Source organism: Alistipes sp. An116 (assembly GCF_002161005.1).
GTDB classification, from domain to species: domain Bacteria; phylum Bacteroidota; class Bacteroidia; order Bacteroidales; family Rikenellaceae; genus Alistipes; species Alistipes megaguti.
On record NZ_NFLR01000003.1, the window covers coordinates 110,482 to 132,035 of the forward strand.

Sequence of the window (21,554 nt, forward strand, 5' to 3'; positions counted from 1 at the left end):
CAGCGACGACCATGAAAACCAACATATTGAAAATTGCCGTAGCGATAATCGTGCTCGCAGGAACTGCTTGCACGGAAAACTACCTCGACATCAACACCCATCCTTACGAGCCTTCGGAGGAGGACATGCAGACCGACGGCTATATTCTCGGTTCGACTCTCACGTCGCTGGCCGGCACGGTCGTTTCGACCGACGTCAACACGGCGCAATTCACCGACGTGCTGCTGGGCGGTACGGTCGGAGGCTACTACGCTCCTACCAAGCAAAGCTGGGCGAACACCATCGCCAACTACAACCCGACGGACGATTGGACCAACGTCTTCTTGCGCAGCAAGGAGATCATTCCGACGCTCTATTCGAACCTGCGCCAGCTGAAGGAGGTGACCGACGACCCGATCGTGCTGGCCATCGCCGACGTGATAAAGGTCATGGCCATGCACCGCGTGACGGATACCTATGGTCCGATTCCCTACTCGAAGATCGGTGAAAACGGTCAGATTCAGGTGCCCTACGATTCGCAGAAGGAGATCTACGATGCCTTTTTCGAAGAGCTCGACCATGCGATCGAGGTGCTGACCGCGCACCGCAACGAGGCCATTTCGCCCAAGGCCGATTACATCTACGGCGGCAATCCCGAGCGGTGGTGCCGACTGGCCAACTCGCTCAAGCTGCGTCTGGCCATGCGCATTGTCTACGCTGATCCCGACAAAGCGCGTCGTATGGCCGAAGAGGCTGTGAAGAGCGAAGTGGGTGTTATCCTTTCGAATGCCGACAATGCGCAGCTGACCTCGTTCGGTGCGGACGGCAACCCGATCTGGGTGGCTGTCAACTACAACAATGATGGCAGCACTACGGGTGGCGATACGCATGTGGCGGCCGATATCACCGCCTACATGGCCGGTTATGCAGATCCGCGATGCGCGAAATACTTCATTGCGTCGGAGTGGGAGGGACAGCCCTATGTCGGGATTCGCCGCGGTATTGTTATCCCGCCGACGAGCGTCGGATTCAAATATTCCGGAGTCAACGTCGGTATCGCATCTCCCATCGTATGGATGAATGCCGCCGAAGTGGCTTTCCTCAAAGCAGAAGCAAAAGCTGTCTTCGGATTCGATATGGGTTCTTCAACTGCCGAGGAACTATATAACGAAGGTGTCCGATTGTCATTTGAGCAGTGGGGCGTATCGGGCGTCGATGACTATTTGGCCGATTCCGAGCGCGTACCTCAAGTCTATGTTGATCCGGCAGGCACGAACTCCTATGCAGAGACACTTTCGTCCGTCACCGTAGCTTGGAATGACGCGGCTTCCGTCGACGAAAAACAGGAGCGTATCATCATTCAGAAATGGATCGCCAACTGGGGACTCGGCAACGAGGCGTGGGCAGATTACCGCCGCACGGGGTATCCGCACCTGATTCCCGCTACGGACGACGGCAACAAGAGTCTCGGTGTCGTTGATTCGCAATTGGGGGCGCGTCGTATGCCCTATCCGAGCGACGAATATACCACCAACAACGAAAACGTCCTTTATGCCGTCTCGGAGCTGCTCAAAGGCGCTGACAATATGGCAACCCGTCTGTGGTGGGACTGCAACCCGTCAATCCGATAATCGTAAACCTTAAAACATCATGAAATCGAATATCATCAAATTTTTCTTTCCGGTCGTAATGCTTTTTGCATTCGTGGCGTGCGACGAATGGACTGAGACCGAGAGTCTTGATATTCACCGTCCAATGCTGGAGGAGCAGAATCCCGAACTCTATGCGCAGTACATGCAGGCGCTGCGCGATTACAAGGCTCGCGACCACAAGATTGTTTTCGTATCCGTCGACAATCCGTCGACGGCTCCCAGCCAGCGGAGCGAACACATCAAGACATTGCCTGACAGTGTGGACTATATCGTATTGAAAAATCCGGCCGACGTACATCCTACGCTCGTGGCGGAAATGTCGCTGGTACGTGAAAAGGGTACGCGCGTCCTCTATACGATCGATTACGATGCGCTGGAGGCTCGTTGGGCACAAATCCTCGAAGAGGAGGAGAATAACCAACCCGAGGAGTCCGAGACACCCGAAACACCCGATGAAAGCGATGGTGATGAAGGCGAAGAACCCCAGCCTGACCCGGCAGTAGTTCAGGAGCAGCGTTTTCTCGATTTCTGCCGTGAGCAGACTGCCCTGCAACTCTCCTATTGCGACCGCTACGGATTCGACGGCGTCATTGTCGCATGTACCGGCAAGAACTATTCCGGCATGGCGGACGACGTGCAGGCGCGCTACATAGCCCGTCAGGCGGCATTCTTCGGAACGGTCGGCGCCTGGTATGGAACGCACGCCGGCAAGTCGCTCTCTTTCTGCGGCAAGCCGCAGTATCTGGCCGACAAGAGCATCCTTGCGCAGTGCGACTACATCATCCTTCCGGCTATCGACGTCCAGTCTGTGAGCGAGCTGTCGCTGGTACTCGTCCAAGCCTCGGTAGCCGAAGTGCCTGCCGACCGTTTCGTCATCCAAGTTTCGACGGTTTCGGCGACCGATCCTACGGATGAGACCGGATATTTCCTCGGTTTGGACGAGGACGGAAAGTCGCGTCTGCGTGCCGTCAAGGCCGCGGCACAGTGGACGCTTGCTGCATCCGACGGCACGAAAGCCGGGTTATTCATTGCCGATGCCCAGAACGATTATTTCAATATCTCGATGGTATACCGGAATATCCGGGAGGCGATCTCGATCATGAACCCTGCACCTAAAAACCGATAAGAATCATGAAACGCATATTACTCCTCATTGCAGTTTTCGTCGCAGCGACTTTTACCGGCTGCAAGAACGAAGATCCGAGCGAACACCATTTCGATAACAAACTCTATATTTCTTCGACCGACTTCTCGGATGAGATGCGGATCAAGAGCGGGATCAAACAGTATACGCGCCAAATCTTCACGAGTATCGCGACTCCGGAGACGCACGACATTCGCGTAACATTCGCTGTTGACTTCTCCCTGGTGGACTATTATCGCAAGGCTTACTACGAACCGGAGGCTATTGCGCTCAGCGAAGCGCATTACCGGATCGAGCCACTCGCTACCGAAATCACGGCGGGCAGCGTGGCTGGCACGCCCGTGACTGTCGAATTTTTCGATACGGACCAGCTTGATCGCGAAAAGGTCTATGTGCTGCCTGTGACGATTGCTTCGGCCGAAGGCATCGAGGTGCTGGAGAGCGCCCGTACGATGTTTTATGTATTCAAGGGCGGAGCTTTGATCGATGTGGTAGCCAATATCTCCCGGAACAGTTTCGAGGTGAAATGGGTCACCGATGTGAGTCAAATCCCCGTCATCACTGTCGAGGCTCTGATTCGCGTATCCGATTTCGGAGCCGTAGGCAACAAGAGCGAGAAAATCAGTACGCTGTTCGGTGTCGAAGAGCAGTTCCTGATACGTATTGGCGACTCGGGATTCCCCGAAAACCAGGTGCAGCTGGTCTACAATAAGTACAAGTTCCCCTCGTCGGGCGATCCCGCGCTCGGCCTGCCCACCAAACAGTGGGTGCACGTAGCCGTTGTATGGGATGGCACGACCGGCGAGCGCATCATCTATCATGACGGCAAACAGATCTCCTATTCAAAGGTCTCTGCGCGCGGTACAATCGACCTCTCGACTGCGATTACCCGCCCCTGCTACATAGGCAAGTCCTTCAACGACCAGCGCTGGCTGGAGGGTGAGATCGCCGAGTTGCGCGTCTGGAACGTGCAGCGTACGGCTCAGGAGCTTATCGACAACCGATATACGATCGATCCCGAAAGCGAGGAGGTCAAAGGCAAACTCTATGCCTACTGGAAATTCGACGAGGGAGAGGGCAACACCATCCACGACCGTTCGGGCAACGGAAACGATGCCGTGGCGGCTTCGGAAGTGACGTGGGTGTCGGTATCGCTGCCCGAAAGCAAATAGTCAATCAATCACCGAACAAGATTATGAAAACGATAAAAGAATTGAAAGTGTCCCTGGTGTGCTTGGCAGGCCTGTTTGGTGCGGCATGCACCGAGGATATCGAGGCCGGCAAGGCGATCGACGAATCGCCTTATAGCGCCGTCACCCGTATCGATGGCATGCTGCTCGATGCCGCAACCAATCGTAGTGAGAAAGTCGTTGAGTTGCGCGATGCGATCAGCGAGACCGGAATCTACTTTTCAATGACCAAATTGCCAGCTTCGGGCGTAGACGTGAAGATCGAACTCGACGCCGATTACGTCGACAGCTACAATAAGAAGCACGGTACGGATTTCATCCTTTTCCCGGTCGAGAACGTTACGATTGCCCGCAACGGTGAACTGCTGCTCGCGCCCGACGAGATTCGCTCGGAAGAGGTTGCGATCTCCCTTGCGGCAAGCGACGAACTGGAGGGCGGTGCCACCTATCTGCTGCCGCTGAAAGCCGTGAGCATGACCGACGGCATCAACTGCGAGGCTGCAGGCCGCATGGTCTATTTGGTGCGCAACCTCCGCAATCTAACCTCGGACTTCATAGCCGACGATCCCTATGAGGGGTTGTACACCAATCCCGACAAGTCTCAGAAGACGATACTCTACATCGAGACCAACGACTGCAATCCGCTCAATGCGCTGGAATTCCGGAGCGGCAAAACGCTCAATATCGACTATCTGGTGCTTTTCGCCTTCAACATCAACTATGACAAGATCAATAACCGGATCTATATTTACAGCAACGCCAGCAACGAGTGGCTGCTTCGCAACAACGATGCCGTTCTGCAGCGTCTGCGCAAACACGGCATCAAGGTGATCGCCGGTATTCTGGGCAACCACGATGAAGCCGGCATCGCACAGCTTTCCGATCTGGGTGCCCGTCAGTTCGCCGCTGAGCTGGCTGCGTTCTGCAAAGCCTACAACCTCGATGGCGTGGCTTTCGACGACGAGTATGCGGAAAAACTGGGCGACGATTTCGACTATGCGAGTCATCCCCTCCTCGCTCCGAACGACTGGAGCCGTCTTTCCCGCCTGCTCTACGAGACTAAACTGGCCATGCCCGACAAGACCATCATCGGCTATCAGGTCGGCAAACTGGACAAGCGTCTCGTATCGATCGACGGCGTTGAGATGGGCGAGTGTCTGGATATCGTCGTCCCGGATTATGGCCGCACGCCTTATGTCTATCCGGGCATGACCAAGATGGATTGCGCCGGAGGTTCTTATGAACTGATGTTGGGCAAGGGCAGCACAAGCGGCAGTGGATACGGTTACACCATGTATTTCGGCCTTGCTCCTCGCTATTATTCGTCCAACAATCAGCTTTCGCGCTTCGGCAAGGGTTCTCCCACCCACTTCTACAAGAACAACGACTTGACGCGATATCCCATATCGCAGTTGTCCGATTATGTCAAGGAATTCAATTAACGACCAAGCATCGCTTTATGAAAAAGATATTTATGGCATTCGCCGCTTGGGCATGCGTGCTGAGCGGCTGTTCAGACGATGACAATGCGCAAACCGCGCCTGAAGTTGTCGACTCGATAAACATTTCGACGGAGACGATTTCCGCCGGCCCGGAGGGCGCCGATGACTGCGCTGTTGTCGTGACCAGCTCTGCCGACTGGCGGCTGACCGGACATTGCGACTGGGCTGAGCCGTCGGCCGTCGCCGGCAAAAGCGGCGATGAAGTAGTCTTTACCATCGAACCTAACGAAACCGGCGTCCGGCGCGAGGCGACGTTCAAGTTCTTCACCGGGTCGGTCATAGTGCCTCTCAAGGTGATCTCCGAACCTACCTATGTACTCGAACTGCTCTCCAAGAAAGCCGAGACCTTCAAGACCAATTCGTCGACCTATCAGGTGATTCTGAATACCAACGTGCCGGAACTGTCGCATGACATTGTGTTCGAGGACGCCGAGGAAGGTGCTGAACCTTGGATCACCTATATCGAACGCCGCGAGGGATACGGCAAGACCACGCTCAACTTCGCTATCGCTGAAAACAAGGGATACATGGCCCGTAAGGCCCGGCTAACGATCGACAGCGAAGAGACGGAGACCCCGATTGAGATCACTTTCGAACAGTCGATGGTTGAGTATTGCAACGTGGTGGCTGAAGATGCCTATTCGTTCGATTTGACCGAGCGGACGTTTAAGATCCGCATCGAGACCAGTGTCGAGTACGAATTTGAACAGGGAAAGCGCAGTGACTGGATTACGGCTGGCGAACCGGAACTTATATCGGATGAAAAAGGGCTGCGCACCGAAGAGTTGACCATTCACCTCGATGCCGCCGAGTCTTCGCGTAAAGGTACTTTCCAGATTCGTCAGAAAGACCAGATCTGGGGCGATCCGCTGGCCGAGATCACGGTGCAACAGCGCGACCCCAATGCTGTATATGCGGATATCGAAGACGATAACTTCCGGACTTGGCTCCTTGACTATGAGTGGATTGAGGAAGAGGAAGACGGTCTGTATGTCGTGACCAAAACGGGTAAGACAGAGACCACGATAGAAAACAACAAGCCGAACCGATATTACAAGTGGGAGTCGCTTAAAGGTATCGAGGCGTTCCCGCAGATTGAGGAGATTCATGTGAACAAGCATAATTTCAAGACGCTCGATATCTCAATGCTGTACAAGGTGCGCGTACTCGAATGCGAGCAGAACTCCCAACTTTCCACGATCATTTTGGGCCAAAATCCGATCTCGGAGTTCAGTGTTTATACCGGTGATACGATCGACGACTATGATTTCACCGTGCTGACTATCTCTGGCGAGAAGGTCGAAACAATCGACGTCGGCCTTGAGGATCCGGACTACGACGGACCTTATGATGATCTGGAAACGCTCGACGTTTCGGGGTGCCCTGCTTTGAAAACTCTGAACTGTATTCGTGGTGATAAACTGACGAAGTTAATCCTTAAACAGGGACAGGCGATCCCGAATCTCAAGAAAAAAGATACTACGATCATCGAGTATAAATAAGAGATTTTTATGTCCATGCAATCGCACAAACATACTCTGTGCGATTGCATGGACTTTTATACGTTTAGCTTGTCAATTTATGGGATGGCTCTCCCTTGCGCCGGGTTCCCTCGCTCTACTTCGCGATGGGTAGACCTGCCATTTGCCGGCTCGTTTCTTCACCACACGGTTGAATTGCGTGCAGAGGTCTGTCGTCTCGTAACTCCGTGCTCCCTTCTTGCGACAGGACGCTCCATTCGGGCCGTTGGGCTTCGTAGCCCTTTTTCACTTGAAGCGGCATGTCGTCTGCCGGGAGACCCTCCGTCGCACACTCATCGGGGAGCCTGCAGGTTTCGAGACCGCCCTGTGCCGCTCATGACGGCACAGGTACCGTAAAGGATCGTTCTCAAGGTTTGATGCGAGGCGTCGTCAGACGTGTTATTTTTCCAGAAGATTCAGTGCCTCCTGGACCACCAGACGCTCGTTGCCCGGCGTGTAGCCCGTGTGGGTGTAGATTGTTTCGCCGTTCTTGATAATCATCACGAACGGAATCGAGGTCAGGTTGAGCGCCTTGAACAGCACCTTATTCTGGTCGAGCAGCACCTCGTAGGGCCAACGTTTGCCCTTCACCAGCGAGCGAACCTTGGCCGTGGCTCGCGAATCGTCGGTCGAGACGGTTATGATGCGGACCTTGTCCTTCCACATCTCCTCGATGTCGTACAGGGCATCCAGCTCGGACTGGCACGGCTTGCACCACGTGGCCCAGAACGAAACAATCACCACGTCGTCCTTCAGCACATCCTTCATCAAAACCTCCGTACCATCCAATTGCTTCAATGTCAGGTTCCCCGGAATGTTCTGGCCCATGGCCAGGCTTGCGGCCAGAATCAGCACGCATGTGAACAGAATCTTTTTCATGGTTGTTTTGTTTGTCTTTGAGATTATTGATTTCGATTCGAATCTTTTCGAGACGCAGCCGTTCGAGTTCGGCGAAGAGTGCCGTGGCCGAACCTCTGCCGTCGGATAGTTGTGTGTAGAGCCTTTCGAGGGCCTCGACTGTGGCGGAGAGCTCTGGATGGGTGTCAACCTGCCGTTCGAGTTCGACAAGAAAGCTGTCCTGCATGGTAAAGGCCTCCTCGCCGTGCTCCTTCAGTGTCTGACGGAACAACTCCGGAACTCCGGCAAGGAGCTCGGGCGTCGTGACTGCCAGTACCTCTTTCCAGATCCAGCTCTGGCGCCGAGCCATTTCGCTCGGTGAGGCCGTCAGTCCGTTGTCCCGCAGCAGGGGAATCGAGAAGCGTCCTTTCGCATCGGTGATCATTCCGCGGATGATCCACTCCAATATTTCGTTTTGAAGCGGCATCCCACGTGATTGCCGGGCCATTTGTGCGTAGAGTTGTTGCGTTTCGGCCAGCATGGCCTCATAGAGCGCCACGGCCGGAATCTCCGTATCGCTTCCGGTGAGATGGGAAGCCTCCTCGCTCATGAAGCGATTCCACATCCTCATGCGCTTCCGAAGGTCGCGAAACTCCCGGGCCAGACGCTTCTCCGTCATGGGCTCCGGGGTCGGCCTGAGCTGTTTCGGAGCACTCCCGAAGGCCTCCTCCAACGTCTCTTTGATGTTATCTATCAGGCAGTTGTGGCGCCGGGCCTGTGCGTCGGACAGCAACTGCCGCAAGGTGCGGTAGGAATCCGAATGTCGGAGGCTGTGGCGCAGGGCTTCCTGCTCCCAACTCCCGGCTCCGAGGTTGATACGGACGAATGTCGGCATATTCCGTGCCGGGATACGTTGCGTATGGACGGTAAGCCGATCCGCCGAGGCGTCGTAGGAGATTCCATACGGCGTTGTAAGTGGGATCACCTCTTCACCGGGTACCGTCTGCAACGGCATTCGCCGGTGGTGTCGGTTGTATTCGGCTACGGCCTGTTGCAGCACATCGGCATACTCCTCTGGGAGGGTCGAGCCCACGACTACTTCGATCGGGGACTCTTTTCCGACTTTCGGTCTGTCGGATCCGATCTCCTCTCCGGTATTGCCGGCTGTCAGATAGAAACTGATTTCGAGCGGCAGCGCCCCCGAAGACATCAGGATTTCCGTGCTACGCTCCGGGGATTCCACGTGGTACCAGACGCTGATCCGCACGAGTGTTCCCCCGGCAGTTGGCTCAACTCCCAACAGCGATTCATGCCCGTAGCGTTGGTTGCGCAGGATTCCTTCGCTGCATTCGTACCACGGCCCCGAATTATAGAGGCATTCGTGGATGTCGACCAACAGCCGTTCCGATCCGGCAATCCGTGCCAGAGGCAGGGGAGTCGTCCCGAACTTCCGATTCCGGAGCGTGTCTGCAATCCGCACCCGGGCCATGCCCGTTGCCGGATCCGCTTCCAACAGGAATGGCGGCAGGTTCGGCAGCACACGATTCCGCATGCCGGCACCCCGGTCGAGTTGGACCGTAAGCCGGAGTTCGCACGTCGGGATTTCAATCCAGATCCCGTCTCCCGAGGCGTAGACCGGCAATCGACCTCCGCAGAGCTGTTGCAGGGTGTCCGCTGTGATTTCCCGTAGTGTCGGGGCTTTCGCTTGTCGCTCTCCGACGGCAAGAGTCCGGTGCGGAACCATCCCCAGCAGGGACAGCAGTGCCGCATATCGTAGAATGGTCCGTTTCATGCTGCCTCCGTATTTTCATCCCGGGAGGCGATCCGTTCGCACACTCCGTTCCAATAGGGATTGTTCGACATCGCGAGGTGGTGCCGGAGTTGTTCCATCCGTTGCCGGCACTTTACTCGCAAGGTGATACTACGCGCAGGGTCGCCGGAAAAACAGTCAAGAGCCGTCAGGTAGGATTCGGCCATGACTCGACGCTCCTTCGTCGGTACTGCATCGAAGGCTTCACCCAGAAAGAGCCTTTCGAGATCCGCCAGATAGGCCTCCACCGTATAGTCTCCGCCTGTCAGAGCCATCTCCTCCACCAACGCAAGCCTGTCGAGCAGCGACTCCGCCAGACCTTCCCGCAACTCGGCCTCGAGAGCCGGTTTTATCCAGGCCGGAGGCATCACCACATAACGGGCGAAGAATGTGAGTGCTTTGCGTTGCTCGTCGGCATCCACCGGACGGTAGATTTCCGCCGGACGGTCGAATACGCGCCGACGTCCGCCGATATGCTGTGACACCTGTCCTGCATAGTTTTTGAACTGTGCTCTGACCGCCTGAAGGATCAGCGTCGTGTCGCACATGCCGGGGCGCGGAGTCGCCATTGATTCCAGAGCCCGCTGCAGATGGCGCATTCCCAGTTCGATCGTCTCCAACGGGCGCCGGCCGATATCCTCGGCCATCACTTGTGGGTCACGGATGTTGTGCTGCGGCATGTAGCGATAGCGGCGATCGGCATACATTGCCGTGCCCCGTCGTGACAACGAGTCGGCTACCGTACGTTCGTCGCAATCCGGCCAGCAGCGGTAGCCCCATTCAATGGCCGCCCGGTCGTAGGACCCCAGTCGCGGGATCAGGTCCTCGGCGGCAATGCCGTCCTCGGGTTGTGCCGCGTGGTTCAGACGCAGATAATCCATGATCGACGTCCCGGAGGCCTCGCGATGCATCAGTTCGGCATCGCGGAGCTGTTCCGTTCCGAAAAGCGTGCTGCCGTAGAAGTTGTGTTCCAGCCCCAGTACATGACCAATCTCATGAGTGAGTACCCATTCGAACATCTTCTCTTCCATCTCCGGGCTCATCGGATACACGTCACCCATCTGTGCGATGTGCCATCTCTGCATGAGGTTGAATGAGGATCCGAAGATCCGGATCAAGACACACAGCACCTCGCCGTTGCGAAGATCCGTTTGGGTATGACCGTAGGCGTTCTCGTTCGGAGAAGGCGTAAACTTGATCCACGACAGACGTCCGTTGTCGGGCGTACACGTCGGATCGTCGGCATCGGCCTCCCGCACTTCGATTGCATCGCGGAACCCCGCCGCTTCGAGGATTTGTGCCCAATTGGCCGCAGCCCGGCGAGTCGTCTCCTTCCAGCGCTCGGGGAAATCCTGGTCGAAATAGAGTATGATCTTTTGTCGGGGAACCACTTTTTCGCCTCGGATGTAGCGATCCTTGTCTTCCGGTGCCGGTTCTAGATGCCATCGTTTGACGATTCCCGAAACGATGAGTTCGCAGCCGTTGGCCGCCACGCTGCGGCCCGGGATCTTGAAGTAACCGACCCGCCGGTCGAAGTAACGCGCCGTCATTTTCTCAAGGGGCAACAGCGACAGACTGGCGCCGATCTGCCAGCGCGTCGTGTCGATCGTACGTCCCGGGAACGGTAGCGAGGTGTACGTGCGGGTCGAACGGACGATCATTCCGCCGGGAATCTGACGGATCTCGCTGAATCCTGGATCGCGGTCGATGCACATGCCCAGTTTAAGCATGAACGAGGCGGACTGTAACCCGAAAAGCTGGTCGTCGGTCAACAACGGGTCGACATTGATCGTTACGCTGCCGGCGTCGTTCCGGAGTATCGGCAGCCAGTTGCGCGTATTCCAAGTGCGGGCTTCGTTGTAGAGGCGGGCCACAGACGTCCCGTCGTCGGGAAGCTCCATCCCGACGGCCTGTTCCAGACGGACCATTCCGTTGTCTTCGACAAAGCGGAGGATCATCGGTCCGAAGCGGTCGCCCTCATAGCCGTATTTCGTATCCTTGTCCATCTTGCCCGCCGTGTTGAGCAGCGTTACGAAAAGACTCATGGCACGGCCCAGGACCGAATCGGGAAGTTCCCAGCGATACCCCGTCTCCGAGTGGTAGAGCCTTCCCAGCCCCTCCGTCCCTGTTATTGCGATACCACCGGTCACAGACTCTCCGGAAGATGGCGCGGACGTTGTTGCCGCCATCATTTGAAGCGGCAACAACGTTCCGAGCAACAGTTGTAATATCCGGTTTGTCATGTCAGATTTCATCCCGGAACGAGAAGAGCATGTCCACGACATTCTTGAATCCACCGTTGAATTTGTAGATGACGGGCTCCTTGGTCTCAGCGTTGATCTCGACCTCACCGGCTGCCGTCAGGTGGATCTCCACGAGCGTCGCATTGCCGTCGCCATCCTCCTGGAGTACCCCCAGGTGACGGATGATCTCCTTCGTCGAAACCGCTTCGGACGAACTGTTTACGTCATAGGCTATATCCTCGTTGTCCGATTTGAGTTTCATCATCTTGATGGCTCCCTCTTCGGGGTCGGTCTCGTAAACCACCTCCACGGCCGGAGTGGCCTGCGTGAGGTCCACCCGATAGATCGTGTTGCCGGCAGCGTAGAAGAACATCCGCTCGAAGTAGCTCGATGTGGTCACCTGCCATTTGCCATCCGTGCCGACCGTGGGCGTACCCTTGCCCGTAACCTCCCATTTGGCGTTGCAGACGGCCATGTTCTCGATGTAGATGTTGGTCAGGGCGTCCGGACAGAACTCGAAGACCGAAATCTGCTGGCCGACGTGACCAATGGCCATGATCGTCAGGTTATGGTCGCCCGAGGCACAACCCATGTAGTCAAGGACGAAGCCGCCCGGAACGTCGGTCTCCGGATTGAAGGCGTTGGGCACCGATCCCGCTTCGATCGACTCGATCTTTGCGCTGCGGTTCACGTCGTTCTCATCCAGGTAGCGGTCATCCTGCGATCCGGCTCCGTTGGCGATCGACTTGCGCGTGTTATAACCTTCGCCGAGGGCCGTATTCGCGTAGCTCAGAAACCGATTGCCTCGGCCGTCGTAGATCAGGCAGTGCGAGGTCGAAGCAAAGCCGATACCCTTGACTTCGTAATTGTCCCCGCCGCCCAGCTTGTCAGAAAGCTCGATCGGGTACATCAGAGCCAGTTCATCCGGAAGGGCATACCATAGTTTTCCGTTGTCCACGATGGTGAAGTTCTTGCGGTTGCCCTTCATGATCTGCGGATTGCCTGTCAGATTGCCCTTGACCTTCTTCTCATAGAGCAGACGCCAGTAGTTGTAGTTGTGGTTTTCGAGTGTTGCACCTTTCAGAATGTAGGGTTCCTGATTGCTCGTGAAGACCCCCAGAAGGATCTCATAATTCGGGTTCAACTCCGTGACGGCCGTCGTGCGCAGGAAGTTATGCATGCCCAGCCCTACGGGCGATCCGATCAACGAGCTCCCCGTTTCCCGCTTGTAGACGTCCGTCGTCATCTCGCGGGCATATCCTTCGCCGTCCACACACCCCAGGACGGCCTGCCCGTCGACATTCTGCAACAGGAACCAGCTCTGGTTGAACTTGAAGATCGGCTTTACGGTGATCTCTTCGTAGGTGATGATGTCTAATGTCGTGTCGGTGACCGCCAGGCGCAGTACGATGGGCTGTGTGTCCGACGACGTGACCGTTAACGTGTAGGTGGGGTCGTGTCCTACGACCTCCCACGACAGCGTACCCGTTTGACGCTTCCATTCATAGGCGAGGTTCTCCGTACCCGTAGTGATCGTCTGCGTGATCGTCGGGGAGATCACCACGGTGTTCGTCATCCCTTCCTTCGGAGTCGTGTAGCTGTATTCGCTCGTCGTGATGACGATATCGTTGATCTCATGGTAGTCGTAGTTGCCTTTGTCTTCGTAGCACGAACCCAGCAACAGCGACATGCCGATTGGAATCATTAAGGATTGAAATCTCATTTTCATGGTTGATTCGGTTTATTGCAGCGGGAAGCTGATTTCGATTTCGCTCTCGTCATCGTCGCCGTACAGCGGGTCGTGGTCCTCCCTGTACTTGTTGTATTCCCGGCGGAGTGTGAGTTGGCTGTCCTGACTCTTGGCGATACCGTCGAGCGTCGTCTTGAAGGTCTCCATCATGAAGAAGTATTTCGATGTGCTGTAGGAACCCCACCAGGCACTGTCCCAGTTCGCAGGATAGATGTTGAGCGTCACGTTCAGCGAGCAGATCAGATTCTCCTCGCGTCCCAATCCAAACTGATGGGCTGGATTTGACGTTTCGGAGCTCACCTTCATGATTCCGCTTTTGGTGACATTCCGGGTTGACACCTGCTCTTTCGTCGGGCAGGTCACCCAGACCGTAGCTTCGCTCTGGGCGGCCGACACCGGGAAGGTGTAGGGGTTCTCGAAGCGCACTTTCACCTCGAAGGGAGTCGTCTTCGAGGGGGTGCCCTGCATGCAGAAGGTCAGCGGTTCGGTCAGCAGGCGGCCGATGAGCTGGGCCGTTATCTTGCACTCCTTTTCGGGGGTCTTCTCGTCGGCGATGTAGGCATTCAGATAGTCTTGGTCGTTGAACGTGCAGGAGGCTACCGTCACATACTCCAGACGCGGAGCCTCGTCGTAGAACGCAATGTCGTTCTCCTTGCAGCCGACTGCCGCAAGGAGCAGGACTGCGGCCGTTGTTATCGTTTTGATATTCATTTCCTTAGTTGTTGTTTCCGAATGTGTACTCGTTGTCGGGGAGCGGCATCTGATAGTGCGTCGTCATGTCGTCCTGAGGTGTCGGGCAATTCGAGAAGGTTTTGAAATTCAGCCGCTTGTAGAAGAAGAACAGCTGGCCTTCGCCGTAGAACTCCTTCACGTACTCCTTCATCAGTTCGTTGATGCGCACGGTTTGGCCCGTCACCTGACCGTAGATCTGGCGCGTGTCGATCTGGTCGAAATTCCGGGTTTGAGTCGAGTTGTTCTGACCCGTGCGCGTGACGATCACGGCATTCAGGTACGAAGCGGCGGTTGTGGCATCCGGTTCGCACTCGGCAGCGATGTAGTACATCTCGGCCAAGCGGATCAACGGCTGCGAGTTCAGGCCTGAGTAGTTGTCGCGCGATGACGACCCGTTCTGACTGTACTTCTGGCTGACCTTCTTTATGCGGCCGTTGTCCGAGACGTTGCGGAAGGTCTGGAACCGACGGTCGCTTGCGCCGCCGCTCGTGGTTTCATACCACGTCTCGACGGTGGCCTGGTAGGCGCTCAGGATGTTCGAACTGCTGGCATCCACGAAGATCGGATCGACAATCTGGTAGTAGTCGTAGATGTAGAGTGCGAAGATCTGTTCGGTCGGCATGATCGGCGAGACCGTAATCGAACTGTAGGTTGCCAGAGAAAACTTGCCGCTTTCGATCACGGATCTGGCATATTGCAGCGCCAGGGCCTTGCTTTCGGCATCGCCCTTGTAGCAGTAGGCGCGGGCCAGCATGGCGCGGACGGCCCAGACGTTCATGCGCATCTGGCGCATCTCCGTGAAGGCGTCGACCGTATCGTCGTAATTGAAGATTTCGCTGTCGTGGCCGTCGAGCAGCTTCTCGGCCTCGAGCAGGTCGGCAATGCAGAGATCCAGCACCTCGCGGGCCGGGAGAATCGGCGTGGCCTCGTTGTTGAAGGCCGTGCGGTAGGGAATGGCCTTGTCGTCGGGGTTCTGCGAATAGATCGGGCCGAACAGGCGCAACAGGTCGAAGTGCAGGAAGGCCCGCAGACCCAACGCTTCACCCTTCATCGTCTCGTAGTAGTTCGGCGTGGTGATGACGTCCCGCTTGGCATCGACGAAGTAGAGGAAGTTGTTGATGTTGGCGATGATGTTGTACATCTTCGAGTAGATCGTGTTGACGGTGGTCTGATAGGTACCGTCGTAGGCGTAGAGTGTCGTCCAGTCATAGATCTCCGGGGCACTCTCGTAGCGTCCTGCGAGCATGTCGAGGTACGAATAGGTCAGATTCTGGGCATATAGGTTCTCGGTCCCCATGAGCAGATAGAACCCCGTCAGGGCATCCTTGAATCCCGTTTCGCGGGCAAAGAGGTCGTCCTGCTCCACCGAGGTCTTCGGTTGTACGTCGAGCCACTCCGCGCAGGAGGTCGATCCCGCCAGAAGCGTTGTCAGAATCAGTATGCGGAAATAAAGCCTTTTCATGTGTGTCGTCATGCGTTAGAATACAATGTTAAGCGATAGGGCAAACTGACGCGAGAACGGATAGACCGTACCGCGTTCGCGTTTGATCGTCGAGACGTAGAAGACGTCCTCCATCGTGAAGCCCCACTTCATCGAGCTGATCTTCAGCTTCGAGAGGAACGGCGTGTTGTTGCGGTCCATGCGGTAGGTCAGCGAGAGCGAGCCCATCTGCAGCGTATTCTCGTCCATGACGAAGCGCGAGGTCTGCATCGTGTTCGAGCCGCTCGACGAGTTGGTCAGACGCTTGTACTGGGCCAGGTCGCCGGGGTTCTGCCAGCGTTCGGTTAGCACGCGACGGTCGGCGTTGTAGCGCAGGTCGGCATTCTCGACCTTCGAGACGAGCGTCTCGTTGTACATCTGGCCTCCGAACTTGTACGAGAAGGCGAGGTTTGCGCCGAAGCCCTTGTACTGGAACGAGGTGTTGATCGTACCCTGCCATTTGGGCTCCGTGTCGCCGCACAGCACGGCATCCACCGCATCGTAGACGCTCGTGATCAAGCCGTTGCGCTTGAGCAAGATTTCGTCACCGGTTGCAGGGTCGATGCCCAGCGACGGCACGGCCCAGATCCCCGTCGTCGACTGTCCCTCGACATAGCGCGGCAGCGGCGAGATGGTTTCGGCCGAGGCGTTGATTTCGTTCTGGTGTTGCAGTGCCTGCGAGATCTCTTTCAACTTGTTCCTGTTGTGCGAACCGTTGACCGAGATCACCCAGTAGGACTGTGTGGCGTCGTTGCGGTAGGGGATGACGGCCAGGTTCAGCTCGACACCCTTGTTTTCGAGCGTACCCATGTTCTCGGGGTAGGAGGCAAAGCCCAGCGACGGTGCCAGCGTGATCTGCGCCAGCGAGTTCTTCGTATTCTTGATGTAGTACTCGGCACGGGCGGTTAGGCGGCCCTTGAAGGCCGACAGCTCGATGCGCGTATTCCACGTAGCGGTCTGTTGCCATTTCAGACGGTCGTTACCCAGAGCCACGAGTTCGATACCCGTGGCATCCGACGAGAGGTAGTAGCGCATCAGATTCGAATAGGAGTAGACCTGACGCGACTGATAGGGAGCGAAACCCTGGTTGCCGGTGATACCGTACGACATGGCGAATACCAGATCGTCGAGCCACTTCTTGTTAGCTTTCTTCATGAACTCCTCGTTGGTGATGTTCCATTTGAAGCCGGCCGACCAGAACGGTGCGAAGCGGTTGTCCTTACCGAACTGCGACGAGCCGTCCATACGGATGTTGGCATCGAACGAGTAGCGGTACTTGTAGGAGTAACCCAGAGCCAGAACGCCGCCGATGCTGCGCGACGTATTCTCCGAACCGGTCATGTTCTCGTCGTATTTCTTACCGAAGAGAATGTGGTCCATCTGGTCGTTGGGGAAACCGGTCACCTTGGCACCGTAGGCCTCGTTGCTGGTCTGTTCGACCGCATAACGGAGGTTGGCCGTGATGTAGTGCGTGTTCTTGATGTTTTTGTTGTACATCACCGTGAAGTCGACGGCGTAGTTGAACGACTCGGACTGCGTACGGGTGAAGTCACCCTTCAGCGCGGGGTCCGTCACATCCTTGAAGGCGGTGTGGTAGCCCGGGCGGAAGACTTCGGCCTTGCCGTTGTTCTTGCTCACCGAGACGTTACCCTGCAGGATCCACTCTTCGCTGGGGCGGTACTCGAGTTTGAAAAGTTCGCGGACGGTGAAGTCTGTGTTGCGGTTCAGGCTGTGGAACGTCGTATTGTAGAGCGGGTTGGCCACCTCATAGTTGTTGCCGTCGCCGCTGTAGAGCATGTTCCACGTCTGCATGATCTTGTTGATGTTGCCGTTTTCGTCGTAGGGACGCAGATAGGGGTTCAGCTGAGCGTATTCGCTGAACGAGCCGTAGGGGCTCTCGGTACCCACGGCGTTGTCGGCCGTGATGCTGTTTTTGAGCAGGAATTTCTTGAATCGGTAGCTCAGGTCAAGCGATGCGGTCTGTGTGCTTCGCTTCGAGCCCTTCATCACACCGGGGGTCTCATTCAATCCGGCGTAGAGTTTGTAACGCAGTTCGTTCGATCCGCCTTCGAGCGTCACGGCATGACGCTGCTGGACCGACGTGCGCAACGGCTGCGAGAGCCAGTAGGTATCCACTCCGCGTTTCACCTCGCGCAGACGCGACTGGTAGTCCCGCTGCGAGGCCAGATCGTTTTCGGCATACAGACCGGCGATCTTCTCCACATAGATCTTCTCCGAGGAGTTCATCAGGTTGTACGACGACAGGTCGGGCATTTCGACACGCACGTTGCCGCTGTAGGTGACGTTGATGGCGCCGGGTTTGGGGGCGAGTGTCTCGATGACGATCACACCGTTCGAGGCCTTCGAACCGTAGATGGCCGTTGCCGATGCATCCTTCAGGATGGTGATCGAAGCCACGCGGTCGGGGTCCAGGTCGGCCATCGTCTGCACGTCGATTTCGAAACCGTCGAGCAGCAGCAGCGGCTGGTTGGGATAAGTGTCGTATTCGCCCTGCAGCGAAACCAGACCGTCACCCGTTGCCGTACCGCCGGGCAGAGTCGACGTACCGCGCATGCGCATGTCGGGCAGCGCATTGGGGTCCGAACCCATCTCGAAGTTGTCCATCACGCGGAAACTCGGCTCCATGGCGCTGATGGCCTTGGCGATGTTCGTGGTGGAGTATTTCTTGATGTCTTCGCCCTTGATGGTGTTCACCGAACCGGTGTAGCCCTCCTTCTTGCGGTTGAAGATACCCGTTACGACCACCTCTTCGATTTCGGTGTCGTTCTCCAGTACGACTTTGAGATTGGCCTTGCCGTTGCGGGGTTTGACGGGGATCTCCTGCTTTTTCATACCGATGAACGACACGTCGATGATGATGTTGGGGCGGTCGTCGAATTCGAGTTTGAATTTACCGTCCGTGTCGGTGGAGATACCGATGGTCGTACCGTGCAGGACGACCGAGGCTCCCGGAACGGGTAATCCGCCCGTATCGGTTACCACGCCAGTGATCTGTACCCGGGTTTTCGTATCCGCGGCCCGGAGCTCGGAAAACGACAGCAGCATCGTTGCCATCAGACTGCAGAGAAGCATCACCGAGCGCAGTCCACCCATTGGTCTCATACTGTTGCGAGAATGGATTTTTTCCATTGAAAGGGTTAGAGATAATGTTTTGTTATACATTTTTCCGGAAAAGAACGGGCCCCTCCTTGACAGGGGCTCCGTTCTGATTTTACCGCTGTTGGTCGGGACCGAACTGACAGATCGGGTGAATTGATCCGCCGTATTCATCCCACCAGGAAGAGGTGGCATTTACATAACTTTCTTCTACACGTGATGTGGTGAAGGTTACGGTTTTGACAACGGCTAAAGAACCATAATACATGCTTTCTACGGTCGAAGATAACCATCTGTCGGACAAGGCATCACCCGAAGCGTCCCAAACATCATACCTACCGTCAATTAATCCATCTTCATCCGAATGTAAGAATACGATGTAGGACTGATCGCTCGTATATTCCTTGTAAAGATTGCGGATAATGTTCCAGTTTGTTTTAGCTGCGTTGATGTTATCCTCTTCTACGAATGTTTCTGAGGCTATGGTAGTATCGCCGAATCCGGAATCCTTTATTTCAAGTGTGGTGCTGAATGGAATTCCAGTGACTGTGGTTGTTGCAGGATAGCCTCCTTCGGGATTCTCCAAAGTGTATGTTTTGGTCTGGAATTTTACACCTGTCATGTATTCGGTAAGTTCGATCAACTCTTCGATGGCCGGAACATACCAGTCCACACCGTCACGTTCAGCCAACTGTTGTGTCCAACCGGCAACTTCACAGGTAGTCGTCCAATTTGCTCCAGCGATTGCCTTCATTTTTTCGAGGTTTTCTTTTCCGCTGTTGCGTGAGCCGGGAAGATTGCTCATGTCGTAGAATCCGGTCGTATAGGTTTGTTTGTCGTTGGTATTGTAAACGGTCAGACTGAAGGCCTTGCCGTTCATTCCGCTTTCGTCTACTTGATAGATGATACCTACGGTTTTGCCGTTGACGATGTACGGATCCCCCACCTTGTAGGCAACCTGCTGTTTGACGGTGAACTGTTTTTCCAGCTCGCCCGCCTTGACCGTGTAGGTGTGTTCGCGCAGACCGGCATCGAGCGGCGTACCCGAAACGGTGATGGTCTTCTTCTCCTTGTCGACCGTGATGGTGAACTCCTCCATTGCCGTCGGGTCGACTACCTCCCAGTCGGTCTGGTTCGTCAGCACCGCGATGGTTTGTGCCGTACCTTTCGAGTCGATCTGAATCGACTCGGGATCGAGCAGCAGCGTAGCCTCCGTACCCAACTGGGTCACCGTCAGGGTGGCCGAGGCCTCGTTGCCGTTGCCTCCGCAGGAGAGTTTCACCTCGGCGGTACGGGTCGTCTTCGTCGTGCCGTTCACCTTGACGGAGACAGCCTTCGCCGAAGCATCATAGTCTGCGGTCAACCACGCTGCTTGAGTCTCGGTTTCCAGATCCTTGGTCGTGATAGTCATGTTCGAGAACGAGCACTCGACCGTTACATATTTTGTCTCGGTCTCATCTCCATTGTTGAACACAACGCTGTTCGTATTGAGTGAGATTGAAGCCTGCGGAGCTGCCGTTTGGGTGATTTTTACGTCAGCCATAGCCTCAGAAGGATTATCGACTGCATGGAACGTCAGCGAAGCTTCGCGGTCTGAAAGTCCCGTCCAGTTGTCGAACTCCAGTGAGAAATTGCGGACATTGCTCTTGTTGCCCTCTTCGGTCGTTTCTTTGAGCGTTACCCACTGTGCAGCGGTTATCCATTCCCATGTGAATTCTACGTTGCCGGCAACCGAGAAGGTCAGCGGTTTGCTCTGGTCGTAGGTTGCCACCAGACCTTCTTCGGGGGCGTTGATGATGATCGTCGGCTTGTCGGCCATTTGCGTGATGCCGATGCGCTTCCTGATGACGGTGTTGTTCGTTCCTTCGCCGCTCACGATCTCCAGGAAGGCCGTACGCGATTCGGACGTATCCTCGTTGAAGGTGCACGAGAGGGTCAGCACCGTAACCGTACCCTCGCCGGTCGTCTCTTCGCCCACCTCATAGGTGATCCAGTCGCAGCCGTCGATGGTCACACGTGTCTGCTTGTCGGGCGTCAGTGCGCTTGTCGAGGGTGCGGTCTGGTCCTGCGAGTAGGTCAGCGTGAGTTTGTTGTTCGTGGCCAGACGGATCTCATACTCCGTGTTGCCGCCGTCGGGGTCGTTGCTGATCGTGACGATCGGGTTGTCACCCATCAGGTCACTGTTCAGGATGTTCAGGTAGGTCTCGCTATTGGCCTCCTGCGTGACGGTGATCGTCTGCGAGGCGGTGTTCGAGCCGGTGCCGGCCGTGATCACGATCCGAGCCGTGTAGGCGGCCTTGTCGTAGTTGATCTTCGGGGTTACGGTCAGCGTATTGCTGCCCTCTTCGCGTGTTACGTCGCAGATCTGCGAGTCTCCCGTGACTTCGAAGGTCCAGTCGGCGTTGGATTCGATCGTAACGGTTTTTGCCTCCGTGTCGAACGCCTTGAATGCAAGGGTGTTCTGCGGAACATTCACGACCGGCGGAGCGACGGTGTCGTCATTCGAGCATGAGCTCATCCCGGAGAGCAGGCCCAGTGTGAGGACCATACTCCAAACGTGTAGGAATCGTTTCATAAATGTGGTTTGGTTTTGGTGAA

Annotated in this window: 12 protein-coding genes; 5 read left to right on the forward strand and 7 right to left on the reverse strand. The window is 56.0% G+C overall.

Annotation, left to right across the window (positions count from 1 at the left end; all coding sequences use genetic code 11):
• Window positions 1-11 precede the first annotated feature (11 nt).
• Genes B5E60_RS02920 through B5E60_RS02940 form a run of 5 tightly spaced genes read left to right on the forward strand, consistent with a single transcriptional unit; the run spans window position 12 to window position 6,969 of the window.
• Window positions 12-1,610, forward strand: a complete 1,599-nt coding sequence (locus B5E60_RS02920; protein WP_087309395.1) for a RagB/SusD family nutrient uptake outer membrane protein — start codon at window positions 12-14, stop codon at window positions 1,608-1,610.
• A 19-nt stretch (window positions 1,611-1,629) separates the two neighbouring features.
• Window positions 1,630-2,757: a glycoside hydrolase family 18 gene (locus B5E60_RS02925; RefSeq protein ID WP_087309396.1), complete on the forward strand. Its 1,128-nt coding sequence runs from the start codon at window positions 1,630-1,632 to the stop codon at window positions 2,755-2,757.
• A 5-nt stretch (window positions 2,758-2,762) separates the two neighbouring features.
• Complete coding sequence (locus B5E60_RS02930) at window positions 2,763-3,947, forward strand: DUF1735 and LamG domain-containing protein (protein WP_087309397.1); 1,185 nt, start codon at window positions 2,763-2,765, stop codon at window positions 3,945-3,947.
• Between the two features lie 56 nt (window positions 3,948-4,003).
• Window positions 4,004-5,407: a BT_3987 domain-containing protein gene (locus tag B5E60_RS02935; protein WP_239403205.1), complete on the forward strand. Its 1,404-nt coding sequence runs from the start codon at window positions 4,004-4,006 to the stop codon at window positions 5,405-5,407.
• A gap of 17 nt (window positions 5,408-5,424) precedes the next feature.
• Window positions 5,425-6,969 carry a BACON domain-containing protein gene (locus B5E60_RS02940; protein WP_087309399.1) on the forward strand — a complete coding sequence of 515 codons (1,545 nt, stop codon included), beginning with the start codon at window positions 5,425-5,427 and terminating at the stop codon, window positions 6,967-6,969.
• Window positions 6,970-7,386: 417 nt separating this feature from the next.
• Here the strand turns inward: B5E60_RS02940 and B5E60_RS02945 are convergent, their stop codons facing one another.
• The 7 genes from B5E60_RS02945 to B5E60_RS02985 form a co-directional block, all read right to left on the reverse strand.
• Window positions 7,387-7,866 carry a TlpA family protein disulfide reductase gene (locus tag B5E60_RS02945; protein ID WP_087309400.1) on the reverse strand — a complete coding sequence of 160 codons (480 nt, stop codon included), beginning with the start codon at window positions 7,864-7,866 and terminating at the stop codon, window positions 7,387-7,389.
• 1,746 nt (window positions 7,867-9,612) lie between these two features.
• A complete protein-coding gene (locus B5E60_RS02960) occupies window positions 9,613-11,784 on the reverse strand; it encodes a zinc-dependent metalloprotease (protein ID WP_162611588.1) in 2,172 nt (723 codons plus the stop codon).
• A 94-nt stretch (window positions 11,785-11,878) separates the two neighbouring features.
• A complete protein-coding gene (locus tag B5E60_RS02965; RefSeq protein ID WP_087309404.1) occupies window positions 11,879-13,606 on the reverse strand; it encodes a PKD-like family lipoprotein in 1,728 nt (575 codons plus the stop codon).
• Between the two features lie 12 nt (window positions 13,607-13,618).
• Entirely contained in the window at window positions 13,619-14,338 is a 720-nt protein-coding gene (locus B5E60_RS02970; RefSeq protein ID WP_087309405.1) for a hypothetical protein, read from the reverse strand.
• Window positions 14,339-14,342: 4 nt separating this feature from the next.
• Window positions 14,343-15,821 carry a RagB/SusD family nutrient uptake outer membrane protein gene (locus B5E60_RS02975; RefSeq protein ID WP_087309511.1) on the reverse strand — a complete coding sequence of 493 codons (1,479 nt, stop codon included), beginning with the start codon at window positions 15,819-15,821 and terminating at the stop codon, window positions 14,343-14,345.
• A gap of 15 nt (window positions 15,822-15,836) precedes the next feature.
• A complete protein-coding gene (locus B5E60_RS02980; RefSeq protein ID WP_239403190.1) occupies window positions 15,837-18,962 on the reverse strand; it encodes a SusC/RagA family TonB-linked outer membrane protein in 3,126 nt (1,041 codons plus the stop codon).
• A 109-nt stretch (window positions 18,963-19,071) separates the two neighbouring features.
• On the reverse strand, window positions 19,072-21,531 hold the full coding sequence (locus tag B5E60_RS02985) for a BACON domain-containing protein (RefSeq protein ID WP_087309407.1): 2,460 nt from the start codon (window positions 21,529-21,531) through the stop codon (window positions 19,072-19,074).
• Window positions 21,532-21,554 lie beyond the last annotated feature (23 nt).

Bases quoted from the DNA above. Each gene is read 5' to 3' on its own strand.
- B5E60_RS02920 (WP_087309395.1), top strand. From the start codon at position 12: ATGAAAACCAACATATTGAAAATTGCCGTAGCGATAATCGTGCTCGCA.
- B5E60_RS02925 (WP_087309396.1), top strand. From the start codon at position 1,630: ATGAAATCGAATATCATCAAATTTTTCTTTCCGGTCGTAATGCTTTTT.
- B5E60_RS02930 (WP_087309397.1), top strand. From the start codon at position 2,763: ATGAAACGCATATTACTCCTCATTGCAGTTTTCGTCGCAGCGACTTTT.
- B5E60_RS02940 (WP_087309399.1), top strand. From the start codon at position 5,425: ATGAAAAAGATATTTATGGCATTCGCCGCTTGGGCATGCGTGCTGAGC.
- B5E60_RS02945 (WP_087309400.1), bottom strand. From the start codon at position 7,866: ATGAAAAAGATTCTGTTCACATGCGTGCTGATTCTGGCCGCAAGCCTG.
- B5E60_RS02965 (WP_087309404.1), bottom strand. From the start codon at position 13,606: ATGAAAATGAGATTTCAATCCTTAATGATTCCAATCGGCATGTCGCTG.
- B5E60_RS02970 (WP_087309405.1), bottom strand. From the start codon at position 14,338: ATGAATATCAAAACGATAACAACGGCCGCAGTCCTGCTCCTTGCGGCA.
- B5E60_RS02975 (WP_087309511.1), bottom strand. From the start codon at position 15,821: ATGAAAAGGCTTTATTTCCGCATACTGATTCTGACAACGCTTCTGGCG.
- B5E60_RS02980 (WP_239403190.1), bottom strand. From the start codon at position 18,962: ATGAGACCAATGGGTGGACTGCGCTCGGTGATGCTTCTCTGCAGTCTG.
- B5E60_RS02985 (WP_087309407.1), bottom strand. From the start codon at position 21,531: ATGAAACGATTCCTACACGTTTGGAGTATGGTCCTCACACTGGGCCTG.